This window comes from Mesorhizobium sp. M8A.F.Ca.ET.021.01.1.1 (assembly GCF_003998025.1).
GTDB lineage: Bacteria > Pseudomonadota > Alphaproteobacteria > Rhizobiales > Rhizobiaceae > Mesorhizobium.
Genome location: NZ_RZSJ01000110.1, coordinates 1 through 13,414, shown reverse-complemented (window position 1 = coordinate 13,414; position 13,414 = coordinate 1). Strand labels below are relative to the sequence as shown.

The window sequence follows — 13,414 nt, the reverse complement described above, 5'->3', positions numbered from 1 at the left end:
GTTCGTGGACACCCCGTTCTGGCGCCAGCTGGTCGAAGAGTTCGCCGCCGACGAGCGCGAATTCGTCCGCCGTACAGCCTTCGCCATGCTGGCATGGGCAGCCGTGCATCTGAAGAAGGAATCGGACGCGACGTTCCTGCCTTACCTGCCATTGATCGAATCCTATGCCGGCGATGAGCGAAACTTCGTCCGCAAAGCGGTCAATTGGGCGCTGCGGCAGATCGGCAAGCGATCGATGGGCCTGCATGCCCCCGCCCTTGCCCTGGCTCGGAAACTTGCGACCTCCCTGGACAAGACCGCCCGCTGGATCGGCAAGGACGCCGCCAAGGAACTGTCGGATGCCAAAACGCTTGAACGCCTCGCCGCCAGGAAAGTTTGACGGCGCCGATATCCTTTTCACCGAGGTGACACGGGCAACACGCGCCAGCTTCGAAACGTTGTTCGAGCAGCCGGGTGCGCCAAAATATTGCTGGTGCATGGCTTGGCGCCACAGCCCCGAGCCCGCCCAGACCGACGAGAAGAAACGCCAGATGATGGCGCTCATCGATGCTGGCACGCCGGTCGGCATCCTCGCCCATGTCGGCGGCAAGGCCGTAGCCTGGTGCTCGGTCGCGCCGCGAGAGACCTATCGTAAGCTATCGAAGCAGCAGGACGACGGCGACACAGGTGTGTGGTCGATCGTCTGCTTCTATGTGCCAAGGGCCTTGCGCGGCGGTGGCCTTGCTACGGCATTGCTCGATGCTGCCATTGACCATGCCTTCGCCAATGGTGCGCGCATCATAGAAGCCTATCCGGTGGACGAGGCCTCGCCGAGCTACCGTTTCATGGGCTTTCACGACATGTTTGCCAGCCGCGGTTTCCACGAGACCGGCATGGCCGGTTCTCGCCGCCATGTGATGCGGCTCGAGCATTGACGCCGCCGACAGCAGTGTCTTTACTTGCCCGCAAAGGGATGCGGCCATGAACCATTTCAAGTCGATCATAGCGCTTGCGGCCGCGCTTGCCCGCTCCACCGCCGGCGCCTCGGCCGAGGCCACGCACATCCTCTGGAAGGATTTGCGCCCGGTCACCCAGGCGGTCGCCGAAGACGCCGGCCTGCCGATGATCGCGGCGAAACTGCCGGATCACGGCGAGACGCTGTCGGTCGTCCTGCAGGACAAAACGATACAATTAGCCGGCTATGCATTGCCGGTCGATCGCGACGGCGATCTCGTTTATCAGTTCCTGCTGGTGCCTTGGACCGGCGCGTGCAGCCATATGCCGACGCCTCCTCCCAACCAGATCGTGCTGGTCACGCCTGCCCATCCCTACAAGATGTCGCAAGCCTACCAGCCTGTCGCCGTGACCGGTGACTTGAAGCCGGACATGGAGAAAAGCCAGTTGTTCATTCTCGACGGCGTCAGCGTCATCCAGTCCGGCTATACCGTACGCAAAGCCGATGTCGTGGGCGTCGACACGGTTCCGGACTCCGTCATATTGCCGGTGAACTCGCCCTGGAGTTTCCTCAACAAGAAGAAGAATTGAACGGCGCGATCAGGCCGCGTTCGCGCCCGACTCCTTGTCCAGCACCATATAGTCGAGCGGGATTTCGGTCGTGTACTTGATCTGCTCCATGGCGAAGGACGACGACACGTCCCGGATCTCGATCTTGGCGATCAGCCGTTTGTAGAAGGCGTCGTAGGCGGCGATGTCGGGCACCACGACGCGCAAGAGATAATCGACGTCGCCGCTCATGCGATAGAATTCGACCACCTCGGGAAATTCCTGGATGACCTCGGAAAACCGGCGCAGCCATTCATGGCTGTGCGAATTGGTGCGGATCGACACGAAGACCGTGACCCGCACATTGACCTTTTCGTGGTCGAGAATGGCGACGCGCCGCTTGATGACGCCCTCTTCCTCGAGCTTCTGGATGCGCCGCCAGCACGGTGTGGTCGACAGGCCGACCTTCTTGGCGACGTCGGCGACCGCAAGCGTCGCGTCCTCCTGCAGGAGGCGGAGAATTTTTCGGTCAAGGCGATCCATCGGAAGCTCCTGGTGGAATGGTTTCGCTATATTCCCTTTTGTTTAGGCTATTCACAAGAAAGAAATTCTGCCACTCGCGTCAAAAGCGAGTGATTTCTTGCTTAATGCCTAGCCGAGGCGATAGCGGATTTCCGACCGCAGGAAAGGCAGCAAATCCATTTCAAACCACGGATTCTGCTTCAACCAGCCAGTGTTGCGCCAGGACGGATGCGGCAGCGGCAGCACTTTGGGGCCGACAGAATTCTCCCAGATGGCGCGCCAGTTCATCACCGTTTCCGTCAGCGAGGGGCGGCGCGCCGCGCCCATGTGCCAGGTCTGCGCATAGATGCCGATCGTCAGCACCAGATCGATCCGCGGCATCAGCGCCATCAAGGGCGAGCGCCAGGCCGGAGCGCACTCACGCCTCGGCGGCAGATCGCCGCCCTTGGAGTCTTGTCCGGGAAAGCAGAAGCCCATCGGCACGATGGCGAATTTCTCGATGTCGTAGAATTCGTCGCTGCTCACATCGAGCCAGTTGCGCAGCCGGTCGCCGGAAGCGTCGGTGAATGGCATGCCCGACAGATGCACCTTGGTCCCCGGAGCCTGGCTGGCGATCAGGATGCGGGCGCTGGACGAGGGTCGCAGCACCGGACGCGGCTCATGCGGCAGCGGTTTGCCGACGGGATTGTCGACGCAGATGCGGCAAGCGCGGACCGTCGCGGCGAGCCTGTCGAGTTCGACGCTCAAGCGGCGGCACTCGGCCGGCTCGAGACAGCCTGATGCCAACGCAGCACATTGGTGCATTCCTCCGGCACCTTGATGCGTGCCGGCTTCATGAAATCGATCGCGATCAGGCCGGTGATGTCAGCGATCGAATAGCTGTCGCCGGCGGCGAATTCACGGTTGCCGAGTTCAGCGTCCAGCAGCCTGAGAAACTCCACCGCCTTCGGCTTGTTGGCCTCGCCCCATTCGGGAATCTGCGGGATTTCCCATTCCTTCATGGCCGGATGGATGTGGCGGAAAGCCTGCGCGACGCTGCTGAGCAGGTTGAACTCCATCCGCCTCTGCCACATCTCGACCTGTGCCTTGCCAAGCGAGCCGCGCCCGAACAATGCCGGCTCGGGGTAAAGCTCCTCGAAATAGCGGCAGATTGCGACGGATTCGGTGAGGATGGTGCCGTCATCGAGCTCCAGAACCGGCAGGCGCCGCAGCGGATTGCGCGAGCTGACTGACTGCTGCTTGTGTTCCAAAGCGCCCATGTCGACGGGCACCAACGGAACCGTGATCCCTTTTTCGGCGAGGAAAACGCGAACCCGGCGTGGGTTGGGCGCACGACCGCCGTCGAACAGCTTCATTTCGATCCTCCTTTTCTTTCCGCTGACGCGCTTCACCAGAAGCGAAATATCTCGCGCGCCGCGTCGCCGATCGACGCCAGCGTGCCATGTTTTCGCTCCACGACATCGCCGTGGTGGCTGTCGCGCCAGTCCTGCGGCTGGTCGAACGTGCCCGCCCAGATACCGACTTTTGCCGCGCGGGCGGTCGCTTCCACGCCTTCGAAGTCGCCATAGGCGACGGCCCAGCCCGCTTCGACCTGGGCACGGTTGAGGTCGGTGGCGCCTGCCTTGCAGTCGCCGAGCAACCGGCCATAGCGATCGCGCTGCCAGCCGCTGCAGGTGACCGGCCTGCCGCCGATCAGGCGCACCAGTGATTGGCGCGCCAGCGTGCCACAGGCATAATCGGCGCCGTTCTTGCGGCAGGTCTGGGTGTATTCCGGGGCGTCGATGCCGCGCATGCGGATGCGCTCGGTGCCGAGCGTGATCGAGTCGCCGTCATTGATGATGGCGCCACCCTGCGTCTTGCGCGTCTCCACTCGATCGAGACGCGCCGCAAGCAGGATCAGCAGCCCCAGAATGATGACGGCCAGCCCGTAGTCCAGCAGCTTGCGCCACGGGCTTGTCGGGCGCGGCGCCGCGTACCGCGGGCGCGACCTTGGCGACCAGGAACGGCTCATATGGCAAACGGTTGGTTAATCATTCGAACGTAGCTTAACACCTTGAAATCGCTGCGCGCATAAATTGAAGCTCTTGATGCCCTTGCAACGCTCGAACACAGCGGACAAGTTCATAGTGGACCGCAGGAAACGGCATCGCAACAGCGATGTCGCGCGCGCGGTGCGCAAGACGCGCGACCGTCTTTCGCAGCAGGCCGGCAATCCCGATTTCGACCGTGAACTGCTGAAGCTGCACGCCCGAGCCATGACAAGCGGCGCCGTGGTCATCCCGTTGCTCGTCCTGGCGATCGCCGCGGCCGGCCGTCTGGCCGGCATCGGCAATGAGATCGGGCTCTGGGCGTTGTTTACGCTCACCTGCTATACGACAGTCGTCTTCATGGCGCGGCGCATCGAGCGTACGGAAGCTTCCGAGCTCAACTCATTGCAAACGCGAAGGGAATTCCTGGTCGGCCATTTCCTTTGCGGTCTGGGCTGGGCCTGGTTCGTCTGGCTGGGCTGCGGCGCCTGCGAGGTCGACCAGTTCCAGGTGCTCAAGGCGGTGGTGCTGCTGTTTGCCATGGCAGGGACCGCTCTGATGGCCTCGTCCCTGAGCGGAGCGCTGCTGGCGACCTTCGCGGTTCCGGTGGCGCTCTACGCCTATGCCGCGGCCAAATCGTGGATGCCGGTCGAGGCGATCATGGCCGGGCTGCTTGTCCTGTCGCTGCCTTTCTTCACCTATATCGCCAGTCACCTCAATCGCTTCTCCCTGCTACTCTTGTCGTTCCGCTCCGAAAAGGACGCGCTGATCGCCGAAGTGGAGACGGCGAAATCGATGTCGGACGAGGCGCGGCGGCGGGCCGAGGACGCCAACCTTGCAAAATCGCGTTTCCTCGCTTCGATGAGCCATGAATTGCGCACGCCGCTCAACGCCATTCTCGGTTTTTCCGAGGTGATGGCGAACGAGGTGCTGGGGCCGATGAGCAATCCCACCTATCGCGACTACGCCCATGACGTGCATGATTCAGGCCAGCACCTGCTTGACCTGATCAACGAGATCCTCGACCTGTCGCGCATCGAGGCCGGCCGCTACCAGCTCAACGAGGAGCCGGTGATGTTGCTCAACATCGTCGAGGATTGCTGCCACATGATGGAGCTGAAGGCGCGCAACAAGGACATCCGCGTCGTCCAGGATTTCGAACAGACATTGCCGCGCCTGTTCGCCGACGAGCGCGCCGTGCGCCAGATCGCGCTCAACCTTCTGTCCAACGCCATCAAATTCACCGCCACCGGCGGCGAGATCCGCGTGCGGGTCGGCTGGACGGCGGGCGGCGGCCAATACATTTCGATCAAGGACAACGGCCCCGGCATTCCCGAGGACGAGATTCCGGTCGTGCTTTCAGCCTTCGGCCAGGGTTCGATCGCCATCAAGAGCGCCGAGCAAGGCACCGGGCTTGGCCTGCCGATCGTGCAAGGGCTGCTCGCCATGCATGGCGGCGAGTTCGAGCTTCACTCCAAGCTGCGCGAGGGCACAGAAGCGATCGCCATCTTCCCGCTAAGCCGGGTGATGGAGGAACTGCCGGCGCTGCCGACCGCGGCGGTGGCCGCGCGGCGGCGGTAGTACCCCTGCAAACCTGCGTCGACAAGGACTAGAAGAAGGCACGCAGACCGCAATGACGGCAGATTGGGATGCCAGTGGCGTCGAAATCAAATCGGAGCGACTTCGTCTGAAGCTGTTCACGTCCGACGATGCCGCGGAAGTCTTTGCCGCCATCACTCCCGCGATCACTCGTTTCATGCAGTGGGAACCACCTCGATCACCAGCGGCCTTTGCCGAGGTATGGCGATCCTGGCTTGCCCCGATCCTTAACGGATCGGACTTGCATTTCGTCGCGCGTTCGTTGGCGGACGGTCGCTGCCTGGGGCTTGTCGGCCTTCACGCGGCCAAGACTGCCTGTCCCGAGATCGGAATTTGGATAAGGGAGGATGTACATGGAAACGGCATCGGCCGTGAGGCCGTTGCCGCCGTTGCGGCATGGGCGTCTGAGGAATTCAATCCGGATTGCTTCGAGTATCCTGTCGCAGAAGAGAACGTCGCGAGCAGAAGGATCGCGGAAGGCCTTGGCGGTTCGATAGTCGAGACACGCTCGAATTCGAAATATATCTCGGTCGTCTACCGTATCCCCAATCTCAGACGTTGAGACGTCGAGGCGCGAACGCTCTAGCCCCGAACAGCCGCCGCCATGCCTGAACTGGTCAGTGCCGCTGCCTTGACGAGCCCGGCCGCCAGGGCCGCTCCCGCACCTTCGCCATGACCGATGCCGAGATCGAGCAGCGGACGCAGCCCGAGGTGCTCTGCGGCCCTTGCATGCGCGGGCTCCGGCGACAGGCTGGCGAGAAGACAATGATCAAGCGCTGCGGGGTTTGCTGCATGCAGCACAGCCGCGGCTGCCGTTGCCGCGAAGCCATCGAGCAGTACCGGTATCTGCTGCATCCGCGCGGCGAGGATTGCGCCAGCTATCGCCGCGAACTCGCGGCCGCCAACCCGGCGCAGGGCCTCCAGCGGATCTTCGAGATGGTGGCCGTGAAAGGCCAACGCCGCATCGACCACCTCTGCCTTGCGCACCTGCATCGCCGCGTCGGCGCCGGATCCCGGGCCGACCCAGTCGGCGCCCCTGCCGCCGAACAGCGCGGCGAACAGGGCGGCGGCGACGGTGGAATTGCCGACGCCGAGATCGCCGAGGCAAAGCAGGTCGGTGCCGCCGGCAATCGCTTCCATGCCGAAGGCCATGGTGGCCGCGCATCCGCGCTCGTCAAGCGCCGCATCCTCTGTGATGTCGCCGGTCGGGATGTGCAGGGCAAGATCGAACACCTTCAACCCCAGATCATAGGCAATGCAGATCTGGTTGATCGCGGCACCGCCGGCCGCGCAAAGCTCGACCGCGTTGGCGGTGGCCGCAACCGGACGCGACGAAATACCATGTCGGGCCACGCCATGGTTACCGGCAAAGACAGCCATCAAGGGCCTTGTCACCGCAGGCGGAGCCCGGCCACTCCATGCGGCGAGCCATGCGGCGATGTCCTCGACGCGGCCAAGCGAATTCCGAGGCTTGTCCGCCTTGGCAAACAGCGTGCGCACGCGCGCTTCAGCTTTGAGGTCAGCCGCCGGCAAATTGTCGAGCAGATTGCGGAAATCGTCGAAAGGCAGTGCACTGGTCATGTCGTGACAATCGTTCCTGGAGTGGAGGAGCGGCATAGCCGCGTTGCGTGATCGGCACAACCTCCCCGATCGTCCTTCCCGACTTGCCGCAAAGGCGGCCACGGAAGGCGCTATCGCGAGGGCTTGCATTGGCTTTGCCGTTGCACCATGTGGAGATGGAAGAGCGGATTCCGAATGGAGTTCCTCCAGAGAAAGTCATGACGGCCATCGAATCTCCCTGCATCCTGGTCTGCTCGATCGATATGAAAACCGGCTTCTGCTTCGGTTGCGGCCGCACGCGCGAGGAGATCGGCGCCTGGATGGGGATGACGCCCGAAACGCGCCGCGATGTGATGGCCGAACTGCCGGCCCGGCTGGAAACCGTCGAGCGCCGGCCGCGCCGCGAAACGCGCCGCGTCCGCATGGCGCGCGAACGCGACGCACTCTAGCGAGGGACGGATGAGCAGCCGGCTGTTCTGGATTGTGATGGCGGTGATCGGCGTGGGGGCAGCCCTGCTCATGCTCAACGATTCCGCCGGCAGCACGCTCGGCGTCGAGAATTACGATTTTGGCCGGCTGATCTGGCTTGGGGCTTTCGGCGCCCTTATCGGCGCGGGCTTGCTGCGGTCAGCTCCGCTGGGAGTGATGGCCCGCAACCTCGGTGCATGGGCGGCTATCGTGCTCGCGCTGATCGCCGGCTACCAATATCGTTACGAGCTGCAGGACGTCGCCAGCCGCGTGACCGCGGGCCTCGTTCCCGGCAGCCCGCTGGCGCTCGGCGTCGAAGACGGTCACGCGACGGTGACCCTGGACAAGGCCGACAACGGTCACTTCGAGGCGCGCATCCTGGTCAATGGCAATCCGGTGCGGGCCGTTGTCGACACCGGCGCGACCAGCACCGTATTGACTTCGGAGGACGCTCAGGCCGCAGGCTTCAATCCGGCGGCGCTCAACTACACCATACCGGTTTCGACCGCCAACGGCATGGCGCGCGCCGCGGCGGTCAAGACCGGCGAGCTGGCAATCGGCGGCATCGTGCGCAAGGATATGCCGGTGATGGTCGCCGCTCCCGGCATGCTGAGCCAAAGTCTGCTTGGCATGAACTTCATCGGCTCGCTGTCGGGTTTCGACGTGCGTGGCGACCGCATGATCCTCAGGGACTGAGATCAGGCCGCTTCGGCGGCCCCTCCACCGAATTCGACCGCCGCGAAAGCCGTCTTCAGCACGTCCGGCCCGGCCCCGGGCCGCGTAGCGGCGGTAGACAGGATCTGGCGGTAGCGGCGCGCGCCGGGCAGCCCGTGAAACAGCCCGACCATGTGGCGCGTGACATGGCCAAGCCGCCCGCCCTGTTCGATGTGGCGTGCCGCGTAGTCCGCCATCGCATCGATCAGCGCGGCGAAATCGAACGCCTCCGGCCGCGCGCCGTAGAAGGCGGCGTCTACACCAGCCAGAATGCCCGGTGTGTGGTAGGCGGCGCGGCCAAGCATGGCGCCATCGACATGACCGAGATGCACCCGCGCCTCGTCAAGGGACTGAATACCGCCATTGATGCCGATGAATTTGCTCGGTTTTCCGGCCTTCAGCCGATACACTCTGTCATAGTCGAGCGGCGGGATGTCGCGGTTTTCCTTGGGGCTCAACCCTTCCAGCCACGCCTTGCGTGCATGCACCCACAAGGCATCGGCGCCGGCATCGAAAACCCCATTCGCCAGCGCATCGAGCGCCGGCTCCGGATCCTGTTCGTCGACGCCGATGCGGCATTTGACCGTGACCGGCACCGTCACCGCCGCTTTCATCGCGGCGACGCAATCGGCGACAAGATCGGGCACTTTCATCAAGCACGCGCCGAACGTGCCGGACTGGACGCGGTCGGACGGGCACCCGACATTGAGATTGATCTCGTCATAGCCGAAGGCCTCGCCAATGCGCGCCGCCTCTGCAAGTTTTGCGGGATCCGAGCCGCCAAGTTGCAGGGCGACGGGATGTTCCACCTCATCGAAGCCGAGCAGCCGCTCGCGTGCGCCGTGGATGACGGCGTCGGCCACCACCATTTCGGTATAAAGCAGCGCACGGCTCGTCAACTGGCGATGGAAGAATCGGCAATGCCGGTCCGTCCAGTCCATCATCGGCGCAATGGCGAGCCTGTTCAACATACTGATTTTATTCGTTTCCTTCGGCGAGCTGGATCTATCCAACTTCGGCGACCGGTAATCTGCGGTTTTTTTTGCACTTAGTTTGAATCGGTTTAGAGTCATAATCTATTTCACAATGCAATAGGCAAGGTGACGGCTCCTGACTCTGGGTGATCGACCGCTGGCGCGGTAAAAGCACCGTTCTCTACCGTGCGTCTCGCGGCGTCAAGCGCGACCAGAGGCACCCGCCTTGTTGGACCCTTGGCCAACTGGGCGATTTTGCAAATTGCGTTAAAAGTACTCAGGGGTTTCAGGCAATTGGTCTCCGCCATCGCCGCGCGTTTCGGCTTTGTGGGCGGTAAGGCTGCGCTCTTCTGGGGATACTCCACATGCGAAGTGAGAGAATATTCTCATCGCTGTCCGCTTTCGCACAGCGCCCGCAGGAACAAGCGAATAGACCTTGGAGAGTTTAAATGAGGTCGCCGGAACTGGGAGATCATGTGAGAACGGAGATACGAATCCAGCAGAATCGGGGTAGGAATATTTGGTATCTTGTGTGCGTCGCCGGTATGAATACCCTAGCGAGCATGGTCGGGGGAGAACCGTCACGATTGTAGCTTGTTGCCGAGAAAACTAGATCTGTACCGTCATCCAGAGGGGAAACCATGCTGACCTTAATCCGCAGAGCATTTGGGGCGTGACCGTTCTGTCTGGCGTCCTCCTTGCTCAACCATTGCGCGCCGCCGATATGGTCTCGCCCGTGACGCCGGATCTGAAACCGGTGGTGACCGAGCAAGGCTGGACGTACTCCATTGCCCCGTATTTCTGGGCAGCCGGGCTCTCGGGCGACGTGACGCAATTCGGACTGCCGACAGTCCACCTGGATGCGAGTTTCGGCGATATCTTGAAGAATCTCGATTTCGCTGCGATGGCCGTCGCCGAGGCACGCCACGATCGGTACAGCGTTTTCGGCGACCTGATGTATGTGAAGATATCAACCGGCCGCGGAACGTCGAGAGGCGTCATCGCCAATGATGTGGATGTCTCCTCCGAGACATTTTCAGGGCTTATCGGAGCTGGCTACTCGGTCTTCCAGGGTGACGCCGGATATCTCGATATTGTGGGCGGCATGAGGTTTTGGTCTGTAAACACGGACATCGGGTTTCATGGCGGTATCCTTGACGGTGTGTCTGCCAGCGACGGGGCGACTTGGGTGGACGGGCTCGTCGGCCTTCGCGCGAATTACTCGCTTACACCCGAAGTCTATCTGACGGGCTGGAGCATGGTTGGCGCAGGCGGAGCCGATGTCGATTGGGACGTTGCGGCCGCGCTGGGCTACCGGTTCAACGAGCGGTTTTCGGCTCTTGCCGGCTATCGCGCACTAGGGGTCAACTACAGCAACAACGGCTTCGAATTCGACGTGGTGCAGCAGGGCCCGATAATGGGACTTGTCATGCATTTCTAGGCGTGCGGCAACGGCAAGACAATGGCATAGCCGGCTAAGATTCTTGTTCGGGCTCCTGGTTGCCACAGCCCCCATCGCGTAACCGCTGGCTGCCACCGGCAGCTCGGCATCCTGGGCCGCGGGTTTCACAGTTCATGGTTCGTCGAAACTGTGCTTGCCCGGTCATTCATTTCTTCGGAAACAGGAATGTGATGCCTGTTCTGAAGCCGAATCCCTCCGCTCCCCCGTCCGGGCTAACAGCCCAGTACCGCACTCCCGCCTGCAGGCTGACTGGCTGGCTGCCGAACTTCACCAGCTTGCTAACTGTAAAATTGACCGGCACCGACCAGTCTTCCTTGACCCAGTCATAAGTAGACTCGGTATTAAGAGCGAACGTCCAAGCATCTGCCGTGGTGTATGATAGGAAAGGTTGGAGGAAGGTTGCGTTGACGTCGCTCCTGTCCTCGTCGCCTGCAAACGACCAGATGTGGTTGGCCAGCATGCCATATGTCCAGGGACCTGACTGCTTAAGCACGACGCCTGTCGGGCCAACTCCCCATTTCTGACCGCCCAGCATCGCGTCAGTGCCGGTTGGCAGCAGAAGGACCGGACCCACGCCCCAGACGAGACCGCCCGGACCAGGAGCCTTGGGCGAGAAGAATAGGCTCTGGACTGTATCGCCAAGTCCGAACTGGCTGCCTGAATCGCCAGCGATGTCGTCCTGCCACGTGACCGGCAGTACGGTGCGTGAGATTAAGTTCCAGTCGTCGTTCAATGATATTGGGATCACCGGCTGGATGTTGATCACCGACCTGGACCCATCGTCAGGCCCATAGCCCCTGTCGTAGTTGTACTGAAAGGGCACGCTGATGAGCGAGGCGATCGGATTCGATAACTTCTTTGCGAGATCGGCGTCTTGAGAAAATACTTCACCAGTCGACAAGAGCACGATAGCGAACAAGAGAAGCACTGTTCTCGAGGCTGCCTTTCGGCTCATGAAATTCTCCCAAAGCCGCGGTCTAGCTTCACCTGTCACCGACATCAGGCGGCGCTTGATGACATCGCATGAAACCTGAGTCGCTGGACCAATTCAATCGCCGGCGCCTTCCAAGACCCGTCGAGGATAGGTTCCTTGCCCCAATAGGCGCGGATGTAGAGCGAGACCGTGCAATCCGGGCGGGCAGTCAGTTCGCCTCCTTATCCGCGCCGGGCGTCATCCCTGGAACGGACCGATCTGGAAGAGCATACTGACGATTGCAGCTATCCCGACGACGAGCAGTATCACGGCTGTGATCAAGGTGACCGATGGGGGGAAATGGCTCTCGCCATGGATCAACTCTTCGGCGCGCATCGCGTTTCTCTCATGGCGCAAGCCGATCATGAATTGCAAGTGGTAGAATATGCCGAAGATCAGCATGACGATGCCAAGCAGCACCAGTGTAATGCCAAAATTGAGCGGTGCGCCAGCCTGGGTGAGCGTCCCGGCATTCTTCAGCTTCTGGAACACCTGATAGATTGTGAACCCGAAACTGATGAGAGAAAGCGAGGTGCGGATCACCGACATGAGCGTGCGCTCCGCGCTCATGCGCGTGCGCTGAAATGACATGCCGGTGCGCCGCATGGACATCTCGGTGCGGTCGGTCGACAAGTCCGTTCGATGGATAGACAGGTCTGTTCTGAATTCGGACAGCGAGGTCCGGTGCTCCGAAAGGCCGGTCCTGTGATTGGACAATTCGGTTCGGTAATGAGAGTACTTGGTGGAGGCCAGATCCGATCTTGATTCGTCGACCTTGGGAATCGGTGGGACCGGCGTCACGGGAAGCCGCTCGGGACGGACAAGTTGGCTCGTCTCGGTAGGTGTCTTGCCGGTCGTTTCGCTCATGACAACTTCCTTCCAGTTTAATTGTTCTTGCCCTCCCTACCAAAAATCGTTTCTTCCCGCCTCTACCTTCCAGCCGATCTATTTCACCGCCGGATAGACCGTCTGCCAGTCACTCTTCATGTCGACGATGGTCCAGCCTCTTCGGACGCCTTCATCGAGCGCGGTGTCGAGCTTTCCGATGTTGGACTGGCGGTCGTAGGCCCATTCACGTTCGGCATCCGTGTGATGCACAAGTCCAATGAAGCGAGCTCCGTCGCCCGCCGCCGTCCATTCAAGCATCTGCTGGTCGCCGTCCGAATTGCCGAAGGCCAGGATCGGCCGCCTCCCGATGAAGCGGTTGATCCCGACAGGCTTGCCCGGACCATCATCGACGAACTCGACCTTGGCCTCCTTGGCGAGCACCAGCTTTCCGTCCCTGTCCTCGAGCTTCACGACGCCGGACGAGCCGACGACCTGTTCGGGCGGAATACCATAGGCCTCCTCGGCAAAGACCCGCATGAACTCGACACCGCCGCCAGAGACGATGAAGGTTTTGAAGCCGTTGGTCCGCAGGTAGGTGAGCAACTCCAGTTGCGGCTCGTAGACAAGCTCATTGTAGGGGCGATCGAAGCGCGGATGGCGTGCGCTCGCTAGCCAACCGGCCACAATCTTGGAAAAGTCCTCGGTCGTCATGCCGGCATGGGTCACAGCCAGGATTTCCATCAGGCCTTTCTCACCAGACGCCATGAGGCCTTTCGGATCGCCCTTCAATGCCGACTTGAAGGGC

Annotated in this window: 17 protein-coding genes; 8 read left to right on the top strand and 9 right to left on the bottom strand. The window is 61.7% G+C overall.

All coding sequences use genetic code 11. From position 1 onward, the window contains the following. From EOA36_RS11715 to EOA36_RS11705, 3 genes are all read left to right on the top strand, one after another. Positions 1-379, top strand: a 379-nt coding sequence (locus tag EOA36_RS11715; protein WP_189553188.1) for a DNA alkylation repair protein, incomplete at its 5' end; no start/stop codon positions are given. Continuing rightward, positions 339-914, top strand: a complete 576-nt coding sequence (locus tag EOA36_RS11710; RefSeq protein ID WP_127277779.1) for a GNAT family N-acetyltransferase — start codon at positions 339-341, stop codon at positions 912-914. The genes EOA36_RS11715 and EOA36_RS11710, both read left to right, overlap by 41 nt. Positions 915-960: 46 nt before the next feature. Next, positions 961-1,524, top strand: coding sequence for a DUF3299 domain-containing protein (locus EOA36_RS11705; protein WP_127277778.1), 564 nt, complete (start codon positions 961-963; stop codon positions 1,522-1,524). 9 nt (positions 1,525-1,533) lie between these two features. On the opposite strand, the gene EOA36_RS11700 is transcribed toward EOA36_RS11705, so the two are convergent. From EOA36_RS11700 to EOA36_RS11685, 4 genes are all read right to left on the bottom strand, one after another. Further along, positions 1,534-2,025 carry an Lrp/AsnC family transcriptional regulator gene (locus EOA36_RS11700; protein WP_006205209.1) on the bottom strand — a complete coding sequence of 164 codons (492 nt, stop codon included), beginning with the start codon at positions 2,023-2,025 and terminating at the stop codon, positions 1,534-1,536. Between the two features lie 108 nt (positions 2,026-2,133). Beyond that, complete coding sequence (locus EOA36_RS11695) at positions 2,134-2,808, bottom strand: uracil-DNA glycosylase family protein (RefSeq protein ID WP_127277777.1); 675 nt, start codon at positions 2,806-2,808, stop codon at positions 2,134-2,136. Further along, positions 2,748-3,359 (bottom strand): glutathione S-transferase, encoded by a 612-nt coding sequence (locus EOA36_RS11690; protein WP_127277776.1) that lies wholly within the window; start codon positions 3,357-3,359, stop codon positions 2,748-2,750. The genes EOA36_RS11695 and EOA36_RS11690 overlap by 61 nt, the downstream gene beginning before the upstream one ends. A 32-nt stretch (positions 3,360-3,391) precedes the next feature. Next, a complete protein-coding gene (locus EOA36_RS11685; RefSeq protein WP_127277775.1) occupies positions 3,392-4,015 on the bottom strand; it encodes a thermonuclease family protein in 624 nt (207 codons plus the stop codon). Positions 4,016-4,091: 76 nt separating this feature from the next. Here EOA36_RS11685 and EOA36_RS11680 point away from each other — a divergent pair, with 76 nt between their 5' ends. Both EOA36_RS11680 and EOA36_RS11675 read left to right on the top strand, forming a co-directional pair. Next, positions 4,092-5,612 carry an ATP-binding protein gene (locus EOA36_RS11680; RefSeq protein ID WP_127277774.1) on the top strand — a complete coding sequence of 507 codons (1,521 nt, stop codon included), beginning with the start codon at positions 4,092-4,094 and terminating at the stop codon, positions 5,610-5,612. Positions 5,613-5,664: 52 nt separating this feature from the next. Next, positions 5,665-6,192 (top strand): GNAT family N-acetyltransferase, encoded by a 528-nt coding sequence (locus tag EOA36_RS11675; protein WP_127277773.1) that lies wholly within the window; start codon positions 5,665-5,667, stop codon positions 6,190-6,192. Positions 6,193-6,212: 20 nt separating this feature from the next. Here EOA36_RS11675 and EOA36_RS11670 read toward each other — a convergent pair whose 3' ends face one another. Further along, positions 6,213-7,211, bottom strand: coding sequence for a nicotinate-nucleotide--dimethylbenzimidazole phosphoribosyltransferase (locus EOA36_RS11670; protein WP_127277772.1), 999 nt, complete (start codon positions 7,209-7,211; stop codon positions 6,213-6,215). A 197-nt stretch (positions 7,212-7,408) separates the two neighbouring features. Between EOA36_RS11670 and EOA36_RS11665 the strand changes: the two genes are divergently transcribed. Then, the gene (locus tag EOA36_RS11665; protein WP_127277780.1) at positions 7,409-7,639 is read left to right on the top strand and encodes a DUF1289 domain-containing protein; all 231 of its coding nucleotides are present in this window, start codon (positions 7,409-7,411) and stop codon (positions 7,637-7,639) included. A gap of 10 nt (positions 7,640-7,649) precedes the next feature. After that, positions 7,650-8,354: a TIGR02281 family clan AA aspartic protease gene (locus EOA36_RS11660; protein ID WP_127277771.1), complete on the top strand. Its 705-nt coding sequence runs from the start codon at positions 7,650-7,652 to the stop codon at positions 8,352-8,354. Positions 8,355-8,356: 2 nt separating this feature from the next. Here EOA36_RS11660 and dusA read toward each other — a convergent pair whose 3' ends face one another. Further along, the gene (gene dusA, locus EOA36_RS11655) at positions 8,357-9,445 is read right to left on the bottom strand and encodes a tRNA dihydrouridine(20/20a) synthase DusA (protein WP_127277770.1); all 1,089 of its coding nucleotides are present in this window, start codon (positions 9,443-9,445) and stop codon (positions 8,357-8,359) included. Between the two features lie 625 nt (positions 9,446-10,070). Here dusA and EOA36_RS11650 point away from each other — a divergent pair. Next, positions 10,071-10,787 (top strand): hypothetical protein, encoded by a 717-nt coding sequence (locus tag EOA36_RS11650; RefSeq protein ID WP_245464325.1) that lies wholly within the window; start codon positions 10,071-10,073, stop codon positions 10,785-10,787. A 166-nt stretch (positions 10,788-10,953) separates the two neighbouring features. Here the strand turns inward: EOA36_RS11650 and EOA36_RS11645 are convergent, their stop codons facing one another. The 3 genes from EOA36_RS11645 to EOA36_RS11635 all read right to left on the bottom strand — a co-directional run. After that, entirely contained in the window at positions 10,954-11,763 is an 810-nt protein-coding gene (locus EOA36_RS11645) for a transporter (protein WP_127277768.1), read from the bottom strand. 216 nt (positions 11,764-11,979) lie between these two features. Beyond that, positions 11,980-12,648 (bottom strand): DUF202 domain-containing protein, encoded by a 669-nt coding sequence (locus tag EOA36_RS38225; RefSeq protein ID WP_127277767.1) that lies wholly within the window; start codon positions 12,646-12,648, stop codon positions 11,980-11,982. 78 nt (positions 12,649-12,726) lie between these two features. Beyond that, positions 12,727-13,414, bottom strand: a 688-nt coding sequence (locus tag EOA36_RS11635) for an HAD family hydrolase (RefSeq protein ID WP_145969150.1), incomplete at its 5' end; no start/stop codon positions are given.